The sequence below is a fragment of the Vandammella animalimorsus genome (assembly GCF_002288875.1).
Classification (GTDB): Bacteria; Pseudomonadota; Gammaproteobacteria; order Burkholderiales; family Burkholderiaceae_C; genus Lampropedia; species Lampropedia animalimorsus.
Window position 1 is genome coordinate 203,486 of record NZ_NTBH01000002.1, and the last position, 12,790, is coordinate 216,275.

At 67.6% G+C, this 12,790-nt stretch carries 11 protein-coding genes; 3 read left to right on the plus strand and 8 right to left on the minus strand.

The features are described from left to right. Nucleotides 1-75: 75 nt before the first annotated feature. Nucleotides 76-867: a hypothetical protein gene (locus CLI93_RS04940; RefSeq protein WP_143326403.1), complete on the minus strand. Its 792-nt coding sequence runs from the start codon at nucleotides 865-867 to the stop codon at nucleotides 76-78. A gap of 166 nt (nucleotides 868-1,033) precedes the next feature. On the opposite strand from CLI93_RS04940, the gene CLI93_RS04945 reads away from it, so the two are divergent. Further along, nucleotides 1,034-2,221, plus strand: coding sequence for a deoxyguanosinetriphosphate triphosphohydrolase (locus CLI93_RS04945; protein WP_095542467.1), 1,188 nt, complete (start codon nucleotides 1,034-1,036; stop codon nucleotides 2,219-2,221). 41 nt (nucleotides 2,222-2,262) lie between these two features. On the opposite strand, the gene CLI93_RS04950 is transcribed toward CLI93_RS04945, so the two are convergent. The 3 genes from CLI93_RS04950 to CLI93_RS04960 form a co-directional block, all read right to left on the minus strand. After that, nucleotides 2,263-3,015: a DUF6683 family protein gene (locus CLI93_RS04950; protein WP_143326402.1), complete on the minus strand. Its 753-nt coding sequence runs from the start codon at nucleotides 3,013-3,015 to the stop codon at nucleotides 2,263-2,265. A 37-nt stretch (nucleotides 3,016-3,052) separates the two neighbouring features. Further along, nucleotides 3,053-3,850 carry an outer membrane protein assembly factor BamD gene (locus tag CLI93_RS04955; protein WP_095542465.1) on the minus strand — a complete coding sequence of 266 codons (798 nt, stop codon included), beginning with the start codon at nucleotides 3,848-3,850 and terminating at the stop codon, nucleotides 3,053-3,055. Between the two features lie 349 nt (nucleotides 3,851-4,199). Further along, a complete protein-coding gene (locus CLI93_RS04960) occupies nucleotides 4,200-5,033 on the minus strand; it encodes a YoaK family protein (protein ID WP_095542510.1) in 834 nt (277 codons plus the stop codon). A 367-nt stretch (nucleotides 5,034-5,400) separates the two neighbouring features. On the opposite strand from CLI93_RS04960, the gene CLI93_RS04965 reads away from it, so the two are divergent. Together CLI93_RS04965 and CLI93_RS04970 are read left to right on the plus strand one after the other, a co-directional pair. Then, nucleotides 5,401-7,062 (plus strand): YjgN family protein, encoded by a 1,662-nt coding sequence (locus tag CLI93_RS04965; protein ID WP_172424275.1) that lies wholly within the window; start codon nucleotides 5,401-5,403, stop codon nucleotides 7,060-7,062. Nucleotides 7,063-7,068: 6 nt separating this feature from the next. After that, complete coding sequence (locus tag CLI93_RS04970) at nucleotides 7,069-8,253, plus strand: M48 family metallopeptidase (protein ID WP_095995711.1); 1,185 nt, start codon at nucleotides 7,069-7,071, stop codon at nucleotides 8,251-8,253. 9 nt (nucleotides 8,254-8,262) lie between these two features. Here the strand turns inward: CLI93_RS04970 and CLI93_RS04975 are convergent, their stop codons facing one another. The 4 genes from CLI93_RS04975 to lptA all read right to left on the minus strand — a co-directional run bounded on the left by CLI93_RS04975 (nucleotide 8,263) and on the right by lptA (nucleotide 12,696). Beyond that, on the minus strand, nucleotides 8,263-9,504 hold the full coding sequence (locus tag CLI93_RS04975) for a THUMP domain-containing class I SAM-dependent RNA methyltransferase (protein ID WP_238946616.1): 1,242 nt from the start codon (nucleotides 9,502-9,504) through the stop codon (nucleotides 8,263-8,265). 89 nt (nucleotides 9,505-9,593) lie between these two features. After that, the gene (rpoN, locus tag CLI93_RS04980) at nucleotides 9,594-11,195 is read right to left on the minus strand and encodes an RNA polymerase factor sigma-54 (RefSeq protein WP_095542461.1); all 1,602 of its coding nucleotides are present in this window, start codon (nucleotides 11,193-11,195) and stop codon (nucleotides 9,594-9,596) included. Between the two features lie 9 nt (nucleotides 11,196-11,204). After that, complete coding sequence (lptB, locus tag CLI93_RS04985) at nucleotides 11,205-12,005, minus strand: LPS export ABC transporter ATP-binding protein (RefSeq protein WP_095542460.1); 801 nt, start codon at nucleotides 12,003-12,005, stop codon at nucleotides 11,205-11,207. Between the two features lie 10 nt (nucleotides 12,006-12,015). Then, complete coding sequence (gene lptA / locus CLI93_RS04990) at nucleotides 12,016-12,696, minus strand: lipopolysaccharide transport periplasmic protein LptA (protein WP_095542459.1); 681 nt, start codon at nucleotides 12,694-12,696, stop codon at nucleotides 12,016-12,018. Nucleotides 12,697-12,790: the final 94 nt, after the last annotated feature.

The following is a 12,790-nucleotide window of genomic DNA, read 5'->3' on the forward strand; positions in this document are numbered from 1 at the left end:
GCGTCAAGGCGCTGTCTGGACGGCGTGCAATGGCAGCGCAGCGGATGGGCGTTTGGCTTTTCTTGCCAAGCGCCATTACGCGCGTGAGGGCGGGGCAGGCAACTCCACTTGCTGCGCCTGCCAGGATGGCGCCAGACGGGCGCACAGCATCAGGAGCAGCAGCAGCATGGAGTAGTCGATGGTGCGCTCGAAGTGGGGCCCCAAGATGGGCTTCAGCTCCTCCTGCAAGACCAGCAGGCTGGTTGGCAGCAGCGCGCACAGCGGGCCGAGCGTCGCCACCAGCCAGCCCAGCGGCCGGATGCGCAGCGCCACATCCGGCGCGGCAGCCGGGCGCTGGCCGGCCAGCACGGCCTGGGCCGCGGCGGCAATGTCTTCGCTGACGGCGTGCTGGCCCAGCACGTCGGTGTCAAAGCGCCGGGTCTGGCCATCCTTGAACACCACGGCCAGGTGGCTGAAGTACAGCATGCCGTGCTCGCCCATGCGCTGCGTTTGGTAAGCGTAGACGGCCTGAAGTTGCGGCCAGGGCATGGGCGGGCCCAGTTCCTGGCGGGGCCAGAAGCCGGCCAGCGCGCTGTGGTCCACCACCAGGCGCAGGCCATGCTGGTCGATCTGCGCCATGCGGCGCTGGGGGTGCAAAAAGGCAAAGGCAAACAGCCGCCCCCAGACCAGCGCGGCCAGCAGCGCCAGGGCCGCAAAGGGCAGGGCCAGCAGGCTGAACCAGCCGCCGATCTTGAGCAGCGAGAACACGCCGATGCCCCCGCCCATGACCATGAGCAAGGCAGCGCCCATGCGCAGATTGGCCTCGGCCACGGTGTGTGGGTTGACGATCCAGTAGCGCTCGAATGGCTCGGCGGTGGGCATGCGCATGTCGTTCATCTCCTGCACGGCTCTCAGACGCGGCGCTGTGGCCGCAGCAGCGCATGATAGACGGCACAATGCGCCGCGCGCCTGTTGCCGCCTGTTGTTGCCCGCCTGTTGTTGCCGTCCGTTGCCGAACAACCCCTTTGTGATGCCCTGCAGAAACCACCCGCCCATGAGCCCCGCCCCCGCCAGCGCCCGCCACGCGCCTTATGCCAGCCAGCCTGCGCACACGCGCGGGCGGCGCGTGGCCGAAGCCGCTGCGCCCACGCGCAGCGATTTCCAGCGTGACCGCGACCGCATCGTGCATTCCTCGGCCTTTCGCCGCCTGGTTTACAAGACGCAGGTGTTTCTCAACCACGAGGGCGATATGTTCCGCACGCGGCTGACGCATTCGCTGGAGGTGGCGCAGGTGGCGCGCTCCATCGCCCGGCCGCTGGGGCTGGATGAAGATTTGGTGGAAGCCATTGCGCTGGCGCACGATCTGGGCCACACGCCCTTTGGCCATGCCGGGCAGGATGCGCTGCACGCCTGCATGCGTGATTTCGGCGGCTTCGAGCACAACCTGCAAAGCCTGCGCGTGGTCGATGTGCTGGAGCAGCGCTATCCGCAGTTTGACGGCTTGAACCTGTGCTTTGAAACCCGCGAGGGCATCCTCAAGCACTGCTCGGCGCGCAATGCCCGCGCCATCGAGGCGCGCGAGCCTGGCGGCATTGCGCGGCGCTTTCTGGACGCGCAGTGGCCCAGCCCCAGCCTGGAGGCGCAGCTGTGCAACCTGGCCGACTCCATCGCCTACAACGCGCACGACATCGACGACGGCATTCGCTCGGGCCTGTTGCATGCCGAGCAACTGCAGGACGTGGCGCTGTTTGCCCAGCACCACGCCCAGGCCGCCGATGAGTTCCCGGCGCTGCGCCAGCAGCCCCGACGCTGGTTGTACGAGACCATCCGCCGCATGCTCAGCGCGCAGATCTACGACGTCATCGACACCACCAGCGCACACCTGGCCCAGCACCGGCCAGCCAGCGCCGATGCCGTGCGCCTGCTGCCGCCGCTGCTGCGCTTCAGTCAGGCCATGCAGCGCCAGGCCGTGCAGCTCAAGCAGGCGCTGTTTCAGCACCTGTACCGCCACCCGCAGGTGCAGCAGACCACCGAGCGCGCCCAGCAGGTCATCACCGATTTGTTCCAACACTACCTGGCCGCGCCCGAGCGCATGCCGCCGGAGTTTGCCGCCCGCGCCCAGCAGGCCGGCAGCGATGCAGGCGCGGCGCGCAGCGTGGCCGATTTCATCGCCGGCATGACCGACCGTTTTGCGCTGGCCGAGCACGAGCGCCTGCACGGCTACGCCATCATGCAGTCCTGATGGCGCTTGGGGGGCCGTTGATGGCGGCGGTGGGCAGGGCGTCAGCGCAGGCGCAAGCCGCTGGAGTCCAGCTGCAGCGCATCGACGTCAAAGCCCACGCGCTGCAGGCTGGCGCGCGCCTGGCTGGCAGCCTGGGCCTTGGCGCTGGCGTCTTTCTTTTCATCGGCCTGGTTGTAGGCGATTTGCTGCACGATGGCCGTCCACAGCAGCAGCTCGGCCATGCGCTGCTTGTCGGCATCGCTTTGCTTGAGCATGCCCTGGTCGCTGCTGAGCACGCTTTGCAGCTGCTTGAGCAGGCCGGCGGTTTCGATCTGGGCCGTGTCGATGCCATGCACGATGCGGTAATTGCCCAGCAGCCAGAAGGCCATGGCCGTGGCCACGCTGTCGGGGTCGTGGCCCATGCGCTTGAATTGCTCGCGCACGGAGGCAATGCCGTCGTAATCGGCCAGCGCGTTGACGATGGCCAGGCTGGTGGCATCGCCCGCGCTGGATTGTTCGATGCGCTGGCGCATGCCTTGCACGAACTCTGCGCGCACCTGCTGGCTGACGGCTGGGGCGTAGCGGTAGCGGTAGGCGCTGGGCTTGGGCGCGGCCTTGCGCGAGGCCTGGGCCTTTTTGCCGCCGCCGGAGCTGTTCTTGAGCACCTGGCTGCTGAGCAGGTAATTGCCCGCGCCGATGGACAGGCTCATGCCGCCATCGCTGCTCATCCAATAAGACCAGGCCGGCGCGCCAGCGCCCAGGCCCAGGGCGGCGCTCAACAACAAGGTGCGGCAAGCCGATTGCAGAGGTGTCATGACAGCGCCCTTTCGTAGTGGTCAGCGGCTCAGCGGGTCAGCGCCAGAAGCGCCACCAGGATTTGGGCTGCGCCGGTTGCGCGCCGGGCAGTCCTTGCGGGAAGGAGCTTTCGATCACGCGGCGCGTGTCGTCGCGCAGCTCGGTCATGCCCAGTTTGTCGTAGGAGCGCTCCAGAATCTGCAGCGCCTCGGCCAGCGCCGGGGCGTCCTGGTAGTCCTGAATGGCCAGCTGGGCGCGGTTGACGGCGGCCACGTAGGCGCCGCGCGAGTAGTAGTAGCGCGCCACATGCACCTCGTAGGAGGCCAGCGCATTGACGATATAGACCATGCGCTGGCGGGCGTCGCGTGCATAGCGCGACTCGGGGTAGCGCTCGACCAGTTCCTTGAAGGCCTCGAAGGACTCCTTGGCCGCGCGCTGGTCGCGCTCGGACAAATCCTGGCGGTGCAGCCAGGAAAACAGCCCGAGGTTGTCGTTGAAGTTGACGATGCCTTTGAGATAGAGCGCGTAATCGGCTGCCGGGCTGGTCGGGTGCAGCTGCAGGAAGCGATCGAGCGTGGCGATGGCCTCGGCCTTGTCGCCATTGCGGTATTGGGCGTAGGCCTTGTCGATTTGCGCCTGCTGCGCCAGCGTAGTGCCCGCTGCACGCCCTTCCAGGCGCTCCAGCAGCGGCACGGCCTTCTCGAAGTTCGAGGCATTCATCTCGCTGCGCGCCTCGGTGTAGATCCGGTCGGGGGACCAGTTGGCGGAGCGATCGGACGAGGTGCTGGAGCAGGCTGCGAGCAAGGCCGCAAGCGCTGCCGCGCTGCAAAGGCGAAGCAGGTCAGTGGTGTGCATAGAAAATGGCGCAGGCATGGCGCACGCAAGCAGCGGCCAAGCAAGGTTGGAACAAGCCCCCCCGCCCGGTGTGTGGCGCGCTGTGCCGCAGCGCCTTGCCGGGCGCTGCCGCGATGGCGGCATGGCATGGGCTGGGCGATTGTAGCGGCCCTGTGCTGCAACGCCCCAGGCAAGGCCTGAGCGAACCCAGCAGCCTAGGGATTGTTGAGGCTGAGTGCTGCGGCGGTGTTTTCGGTCAAAACCTGCAGCTGCTGCGTTGGAAAACGCTTGCAAGGCGTCCAGGCCTTGCGCGCGTTTTTTCCTTGCATTTGCGACTTTTGCCGCGAACAACCGCTTCGCAAACCAAATCTCAACAACCCTTGGGGCTTGTTTTTCCTTCAGTGGGGGCGCTGCGGCGGCGGCGGCGCACGCTGCGCCAGCGCCGCCAGGCAATGCGCAAATCCAGCAGCACCGGCGCGGTGGCCAGGGTCACCAGAATCAAGGCCAGCGCGGCCGTGAACACATAGCCAATGGTGTTGAAGGCCACAGCGCCCACCACGCCGCCGACGAAGAAGCACAGCAGCAGCGCGCCGAGCATGGCCAGGTGGCGTCGGTTGGCGCGCACCTTGCGTTGCTCATCGCCCAGGTCAGTGCGGTTCCAGTACAGCAGGCGGCCCAGCTCAATGCCAATGTCGGTGACGATGCCGGTGACGTGCGTGGTGCGGATCTGCGCGCCGCCCAGTTGCGAGACCACGGCGTTTTGCAGCCCCATGATGAAGCACAGCAGCACCACCGTCATTGGGATGAACAGCAGCGAGGGCAGGGCTTGCAGACGTGCGCCCAGCGCGCCAAAGAGCATCAGCAGCGCAGCTTCCAGCAGCAGCGGCATGGCGTATTCGCTCTCAAGCCGGTGGCGTCGGGCATAGCCGATCATGACTGCGGTGCAGGCCGAGCCCATGATGAAGGACAGCAGCCCGCCCAGGCCGGCAAACACCGCATGGTAGGCCCCCAGCGCGATGGAGTCGGCCATGTGCGCCACGATGCCCGTCATGTGTGAGGTGTACTGCTGCACGGCCAGAAAGCCGCCGGCATTGGCCGCGCCGGCCACAAAGGCCAGCACCAGGCTCAGCCACAGGTTGTTGCGCGCAGTGCGGGTGCGGCCCGACAGCGGGCGGGCACGGCGCCAGTAGGCACGGAATTTCACGGTTGGCAAGAGGGCAAAAGGGCGGGCGGCAAAGCCGCGATTCTGCGCCTGCTGGGCAAGCCCTGCAAATCCCTTGCCTTGATCCAGACGCCCATGTTGTGCCGACAAAACCGCATGTTCCTGGCATGTTCGGGGATCTTTAGACAAAACGTTACACTTGCATCCTTTCGATATTGCGCCTGAGAGCCTACCCCCCCATTCGCTGCGAATGGCGCTCGCTCAGGTCGGGATGCCTGCAAGGCGCAAAGCGCGGCCAACAGCGCGCTATTGGCAAGTTTCGTGGGCGCAGCAGAGGCCCGATTCTGGGGATGAGCGCGGCGCGAGGATTTTTTGGGGGGGCAGGCTCTTATATGAGGGGGGAAAGCGCATGAGCCAGGACGATGTGCACAGCAGCGGGGCAGCTGGGATGCCCGACGATGCCGATTCGCGCGCCAGCGATTCGAGCGTGGACTCGCCATCGAGTGCGGATTCGCAGCAATGGGAGCTGGTGGCGCAATCGCGCCTGCATGAGGAGCCCGCCAGCGCGCCCTTGCAACCGCCAGATGGTGCTGCGCCGCCGCTGCGACCCAGGGCCGCGCGCCCGGCTGCGCCCAGGGCCGACAAATCCAAGATTCCCGTCAAGGCTTACCCCCTGAAGTTCACCGGCACGGGCGCGCAGTACTTCCGCGTCTGGTTCGTCAATGTGCTGCTGCTGATCCTGACGCTGGGCATCTACACGCCCTGGGCGCGCAAGCGCACGGCCGAATACTTCTTCAGCCACAGCGTGATCGCGCGCAGCCCGCTGGAGTTTCACGCCAGCATCAAGCGCATGGTGATTGGCTTTTTCATCTTCCTGGGGCTGTACAAGCTCTTTGACTGGGCCATCAGCCACGACAACCTGCTGCTGGTGGGCCTGGCGCTGACCAGCGCAGCCGTGGCCATCCCCTTTCTGTGGGGCAGCGCCAAGCGCTTTCGTGTCACGGCCACGCGCTGGCGGGGCTTGCGCCTGCGCTTTGGCACGAACTGGAAGGAGATTTACTGGGCCAGCTGGCCGGTGTTTTTGATGGCCGCCAGCTGGTTTTTCGCCTACGTCGGGCTGGACATGATCGCCACCTTCACCTCGCCCAGCCTGCTGGAGGAAACCCGCCCCACGACCTGGCTGGGCCTGAGTCCTGGCAGCTGGGTGCTGATTGCGCTGGCGCTGCTGGTGAGCTGGCTGTGTGTGGTGCGCGTGCTGTTCAACTACCAGCGCTTGCTGGTGCAGCGCAGCTACCTGGGCATCGAAGGCGGCGTGTTCCGCGCCAGCTACTGGGATTTCGTCAAGATCTGGCTGGCCAGCACGCTGATTGGCCTGGTGGGCCTGGCGGTGATGGTCGGCGGTGTGGGCTACGTGCTCGTGCAAAGCGGGCTGGTGCAGGCCTACCAGTGCGCCGTGCAGCTGCAACAACAGCAAACCTATGAGGACTTGCGCGATATGGAGCGGCCCGAGGGCGTGTCTGAGCAGGAGTGGCAGGAGTTTTTGCAGCACATGCAGCGCCAGGCTGAGCAGGCGCAATCGTCCCGAGCGCCGGCATCGCCACAGCAAGGCGGGCAGCAGCCAGGCAGCGCGCTGCCGCAGGCCTGCGAGCAATTCGATCAAGAGCGGCTGGAGGACTGGATTCCATCCATGCAGCAAGTGCTGCTGGCCTTTTTGGGCGGCTTGATCGCGCTGCTGACGGGCCTACAGGCCGCGCTGGCCTACCGCGAGGCGGCCCAGCACCGGTTGGTGTGGAACCGCACCGGCATCAGCGACATCGCGCGCTTTCGTTGCGCTTTGAGCGTGCCGGGCTTCGTCTGGCTGCGCATGCAGAACTGGCTGCTGACGCTGCTCACGCTGGGCTTTTACCGGCCCTTTGCCCGGGTGCGCGAATACCGCGCCAAGTGGAACTCCACCACCGTCTACATCCGTGGCGGCGTCTCGCAGATCAAGAGCCTGCTGGTGATTCAGCAGGAAGGCGGCGCGCTGGCCGATGCCGTTGCCGACTTTGCCGGTTTTGACATCATCTCCTGAGCTCTCATGCCCGCCCATCGCGCCACCGCCCCTGCCCCGGCTGCACAGCCTGGCCGCGCCCTCAAGGCCTTGTGGTATGACGGCCTGAGCAGCCGCGGCCGGCGCGTGCTGGTCATGATCGAGCCGGCCGCTGGTGGCCCGCAGCTGGTGATCGAGCCTCTGGATGCAGCCGGCGATGGCCTGTGCCTGGCGCACCGCCAGGTGCAATGGCCGCAAACCTATGGCCGCGGCGCGGCGCAAAACCGCCTGACCGTGGCCCTGGGCGAGCACGGCACGCTGGAGGTGCAAAGCGCCGCGCAATGGCACGAGGCCTACAACCGCGCAGGCGGCAAGCGCAAAGTGGCCGAGCGCCTGCAACTGGGCTGGAAGCTGCTGCTGGGCTTTACCGCCGCCAGCGTGCTGCTGCTGGTGCTGCTCTTTCGCTATGGCACGCCGATGGTGGCCACGCAGCTGGCGCGCTTCGTGCCCATTGGCTGGGAGTTGGAGATCAGCCAGCAAGCGTTGGCCCAGCTCGATGGCAAGGTGTTCAGGCCCAGCGGCCTGCCGGCCGCGCGCCAGCTGGCGCTGCGCCAGCGCTTTGAGGCCATGCTGGCCGACATCCCCGAGCCATTGCGCCGCTACCGCAGCTACCAGCCGATGTGGCGGCTGGAGTTTCGCGCCAGCGAGCTCATCGGCGCCAATGCGCTGGCCTTTCCCGGCGGCGTGATGGTGCTCACCGATGGCATGGTGGCCCTGGCCGACAAGCACAAGCTGGGCGATGACGCGCTGCTGGGCGTGCTGGCGCACGAAATCGGCCACATCGTGCACCGCCACTCCAGCCGCGCGCTGATCGAGCAGACCGTGCTCAATGCCGTGCTGAGCATGGCGCTCAGCGACGTCTCCGGCTGGGTGGCGCTGGCCAGCACCAGCCTGACCACGCTGGCCTACAGCCGCGCACACGAGCGCGAGGCCGACTGCTTTTCCATGGCGCTGATGCGCCACCAGAAGATGGACACGCGCCCGCTGGCCAAGCTGTTTGCCGCCGTGACCGAAACCCCCATGCCCACATCACAGGGGCAGGGCCAGGCTGGCCGCAAGTCGGGCGCAGCTTGGGATTGGCTGTCCACCCATCCCGACTCGGGCATGCGCATCGCCGACTTCCAGTCCGGCCAGGCCATGCAGTGCGACCTGCGCACCGGGCGCTTGCGCTGAGAGCGCACGCTATGACCGGCGCGCTTGCAGGTCAAAGCGAAACAGCCGGCAGTCGATGGGGCCGTTCCACATGGGCACGCGGCGCGACTCCTTCAGGCGCAGCTTGCCCGGCAGCTTCATGTCCGGGCTGAGCAGCCAGGCCGTCCAGCCGCCGTAGTGGCTTTTCCAGTGCGCAGCCAGCTGGGCGAAGAAGGCTGCGCCGTCGTCGTCGCTGCTGAATTCACGCGCTGAAAAGCCCACTTGCTTGCGCGCCTGCAGGTTACGCCCGGCGCTGCCGGCGGCGTCGATGCGCGTGCCGTAGGGCGGGTTGAGCAGCAGGATGCCCGGCTGCGCGCAGGGCGGCAGGCGCTGCAACAGGTCGCCGCCGCGCAATTGCACGGCCTGGGCCACGCCGGCGCGCTCGGCATTGCGGCGCGCGAAATCGACCATGCGGTGTGCGATGTCGCTGCCAAAGACGGGCGCGGCCGGCGCGCGGCGCTGCGCCAGGGCCTGCTCGCGCAGCTGTTGCCAGTGCTGCGGCTGGTGCGGCAGCAAGTGCTCGAAGGCAAAGCGGCGCTGCAGGCCCGGGGCGATGTTGCAGGCCATTTGCGCGGCCTCGATGGCGATGGTGCCGCTGCCGCAGCAGGGGTCGTACAGCGGCAGCGGGGCGTCCGACAGCGGTTGCCAGCCAGTGGCGGCGATCATGCTGGCAGCCAGGGTCTCCTTCAGCGGCGCATCGCCCTTGTCTTCGCGCCAGCCGCGCTTGAACAGCGGCGCGCCGCTGGTGTCGATGGCCAGCTGCTGGGTTTGAGCATCCAGGTGCAGGTGGATGCGCACCTGCGGGCGCTGGGTGTCCACGCTGGGGCGCTGGCCCTGCCGGGCGCGAAAGCGATCGGCCACGGCATCCTTGATGCGCAGCGCGGCGAAGTTCAGGCTTTTGAGCGGGCTGCGCTGGGCCGTGGCCTCGATCTTGAAGGTCTGCCCGGGCGTGAACCATTGCTCCCAGGGCACCTGGGCGGCCAGGGCATAGAGATCGTCCTCGCGCTGGTAGGGGCCTTGCGCCAGCACGATGAGCACGCGCTGCGCGATGCGGCTGTGCAGGTTCAGCTGCATGGCCAGGGCCAGCAGCTGCTGGCTGTCGGCGCTGGGGTGGATGGCCAGGCCGGCGCGCTGCAGCGTCAGCGCTGCCTCGGGCAGGCCGGTGATGCGCTGCACCTCGGCGCCCAGCAGCGCCTCGGTGTGCGCGGCGCAGGGCAGGAACAAATAGGGCACGGGCTGCGCAGCCTGGCGCGCAGCAGCGGGCGCGGGAGTGGATGCAGGCGCAGGTGCAGGGCGGGGCGATGGGGGGCGGGAGGCGGTGGTCACAGGCTTTTGCGCAGATTGGCGGGGGCGATGCGCAGCGCCTCGCGGTATTTGGCCACGGTGCGGCGCGCGCATTCGATGCCCTGCTCCTTGAGCAGGTTGGCGATTTGGCTGTCCGAAAGCGGCTGGCTGGGGTCTTCGGCACTGATCCATTGCTTGATCAGCGCGCGCACGGCGGTGCTGGAGGCGCTGGCGCCGCTGTCGGTCTCCAGTCCAGAGCCGAAGAAGTATTTGAGCTCGAAAGTGCCTTGCGGCGTGGCCATGTACTTGGCCGTGGTCACGCGCGAGATGGTCGATTCGTGCATGCCCAGCTCCTGCGCGATGTCGCGCAACACCAGCGGCCGCATGGCGGTGGGGCCATGCACGAAGAAGTCGTGCTGGCGCGCGACGATGGCCTTGGATACGCGCAGGATGGTGTCAAAGCGCTGCTGGATGTTCTTGATGAACCAGCGCGCCTCCTGCACGCGCTGCTGCAGCTCGGCGTGGCTGCTGCTGCCGCGCAGTGCCTGGGCATAGACCTCGTGCACGCGCAGGCGCGGCATGACGTCGGGGTTGATGCGCACCACGAAGTCGCCGCTTGGCGCGCCGCGCTGCTGGCCGGTCTGTGCGGCGTGCACCAGCACGTCGGGCACGATGGCATTGCGCTCCACGTCGGCAAAGCGCCTGCCGGGCTTGGGCTCGAGCCGGGCGATCAGCAGCAGCGCGTTGCGCACCTGCTCGGGCTCGGCCTGGGTGAGCTGGCAGAGCTGGCGCACGTCGCGCTTGGCCAGCAGCTCCAGTGGCTGCTGGCACAGCTGCTGCGCCAGGGCCAGCAGCGCGGGTTCGCAGTCGCAGTGCTCGTCGCGCTGCAGCGCGCGCAGCTGCAGTTGCAGGCATTCGGCCAGGTCGCGCGCGCCCACGCCGGCGGGCTCCATGGTGTGCAGCAGGTTCAGCGCCAGCTGGAAGTGGTGCAGCAGCTCGTCCACGTCCTCCAGGCTGCGCGCCAGCGGCAGGGCCAGGTCTTCGAGCGTGTCCTCCAGGTAGCCGTCCTCGTTGAGCGATTCGATCAGAAAGTCCAGCGCGCAGCGGTCCACGGCGTCGAGGAAGAACTCGCCGGCCTGCTGGTGCAGGAAGTCGGCCAGCGAAATGTGCGCGCTGTTGATGTCTGCCGCGTCCACCTCGTCACTCGCGCCTGCTGCGCCGGGTGCGGGCGCATCGCTGCCCCATTCGCCATCGTTTGGGGAAATGTCCATGGAGCCATCGCCGCTCCAGTCCTCGGGCACGGCCTCGAACTCGCGCTCCTCGCTGCCCTGGGCCTGGCCGGTGGCGTCGCTCTCGCCATCGCTCTCTTCGGCAGCGCCGTCATGGCTGCCGACGTGGTCGCCGCCGGGGCTGGTGGGGCCATCGCGCCCCAGCTCTGGCGCGCTGCCGTCTGCGGGCGGGGTATCCAGGCTGGCGTCGCCGTCGCCTTCCTGCAGCTCCAGGAAGGGGTTTTCCTCCAGCATGTGCTCGACCTCTTGCTGCATCTCCAGCGTGGACAGCTGCAGCAGCCGGATCGCTTGCTGCAACTGTGGCGTCAGCGCCAGGTTTTGCGAGGTCTTGAGGGAAACGCCCAGCTTCATGGCCGCGCCTCACATGCGGAAGTTCTCGCCCAGGTAGACGCGGCGCACGTCCGGGTTTTCGATGATGTCCTGCGCCGGGCCGTGCGCCAGCACGGCGCCTTCGCTGATGATGCAGGCGCGGTCGCAAATGCCCAGGGTCTCGCGCACATTGTGGTCGGTGATGAGCACGCCGATGCCGCGCTCCTTGAGAAAGGCGATGCTGCGCTGAATCTCCATCACCGCGATCGGATCCACGCCGGCAAAGGGCTCGTCCAGCAGGATGAAGCGCGGCTGCGTGGCCAGCGCCCGGGCGATCTCGACGCGGCGGCGCTCACCGCCCGAGAGCGACAGCGCCGGCGCGCTGCGCAGATGATCGACGCGCAACTCCTCCAGCAGTTGCTGCAGGCGCTGCTGCACCTCGGCCTTGCTAAGCGGCTTGCCCTGGGCGTCGAACTGCAGCTCCAGCACGGCCTGCACGTTCTCCTGCACCGTCAGGCGGCGAAAGATCGAGGCCTCCTGCGGCAGATAGGACAGACCCAGGCGCGAGCGCTTGTGGATGGGCATGTCGGTGACGTCATGGCCGTCGATGAGGATTTCGCCGCCGTCGCTGCGCACCAGGCCGACGATCATGTAAAACGAAGTGGTCTTGCCCGCGCCGTTGGGCCCGAGCAGGCCTACGACCTCGCCCGGACCCACATCGAGCGAAACGTCCTTGACCACCTTGCGCCCGCCATAGCTTTTCTGCAAGTGGCGCGCCACCAGGCCGATGGCTGGGGCAGCGGCTGCTGCTGGCGTGTCTGGCCCGTGCGGGCCTTGTGTTGCTTGCGTCATGGCTGTGGGTTCAAGGGGCGGTCTGTTGCAGCTCGCTGCTGGGCGCCAGCGGCGTGGCCGGGGCCTTGGCGCCACGGCTGCCACGGTCGCTGCCGCTGCCGGCCTGGCCCGTGGTGCTGGCGCCGATCACGGCGCGCACGCGACCGCCCTGGCCGGCAGGCGCCGAGCCGCTGCTGCTGCCGCCGCGCGCTGCGCCATCGACGCTGAACTGACCGCTGCCATTGTGGTAGACGATCTCGCCGCCGCTGATCTCATCGTTGAGCTGCCCGCCCTGGTAACGGCGCAGCTGCGCCCGGCCCAGCAGCCGCACCCGGTCGGCCTTGCTGTCGTACTCGATGCGCGTGGCCTCGGCCTCCACCGTTTCCTTCGGGGCGCCTTTGGGGGTGTCGCGCTGCTGGCTGAAGAAGGCGCGCCGCCCGCCGCCTGCCTGCACTGTGCCCAGCTGGCTGCCATCAGCACGCTGCAGCACATTGAGCGAGTCGCCGCGCAGCACGATGCTGCCTTTGGTGACGACCACGCGGCCGGTGAACACCGTGGTCTGCTTGGCCTCGTCGTGGCGCAACGAATCGGCTTCGATGTTCATGGGCTGGGCGCGGTCGCTGGCCAGCGCGTGCGCTTGAGGCTGGGGCAAGGCCAGAGCCAACAGCACGACGCTGGCGGTGGCCAAGGGGAGGAACAGGGTCTTGCTCATTGCGGCATGAATTTTGCTTATGGGGTGCGCCAGATTCTAGGGCTTGTTCACCCGCCAGCGGGCTTTGCCCCTTAGTGGCTGCATAGCGCCAGGG

What these genes read in the sequence shown, in the direction of transcription:
- CLI93_RS04940 (WP_143326403.1), bottom strand. Translation starts at nt 867, where the DNA reads ATGCGCATGCCCACCGCCGAGCCATTCGAGCGCTACTGGATCGTCAAC.
- CLI93_RS04945 (WP_095542467.1), top strand. Translation starts at nt 1,034, where the DNA reads ATGAGCCCCGCCCCCGCCAGCGCCCGCCACGCGCCTTATGCCAGCCAG.
- CLI93_RS04955 (WP_095542465.1), bottom strand. Translation starts at nt 3,850, where the DNA reads ATGCACACCACTGACCTGCTTCGCCTTTGCAGCGCGGCAGCGCTTGCG.
- CLI93_RS04970 (WP_095995711.1), top strand. Translation starts at nt 7,069, where the DNA reads ATGCCCGCCCATCGCGCCACCGCCCCTGCCCCGGCTGCACAGCCTGGC.
- CLI93_RS04965 (WP_172424275.1), top strand. Translation starts at nt 5,401, where the DNA reads ATGAGCCAGGACGATGTGCACAGCAGCGGGGCAGCTGGGATGCCCGAC.
- rpoN (WP_095542461.1), bottom strand. Translation starts at nt 11,195, where the DNA reads ATGAAGCTGGGCGTTTCCCTCAAGACCTCGCAAAACCTGGCGCTGACG.
- lptB (WP_095542460.1), bottom strand. Translation starts at nt 12,005, where the DNA reads ATGACGCAAGCAACACAAGGCCCGCACGGGCCAGACACGCCAGCAGCA.
- CLI93_RS04950 (WP_143326402.1), bottom strand. Translation starts at nt 3,015, where the DNA reads ATGACACCTCTGCAATCGGCTTGCCGCACCTTGTTGTTGAGCGCCGCC.
- lptA (WP_095542459.1), bottom strand. Translation starts at nt 12,696, where the DNA reads ATGAGCAAGACCCTGTTCCTCCCCTTGGCCACCGCCAGCGTCGTGCTG.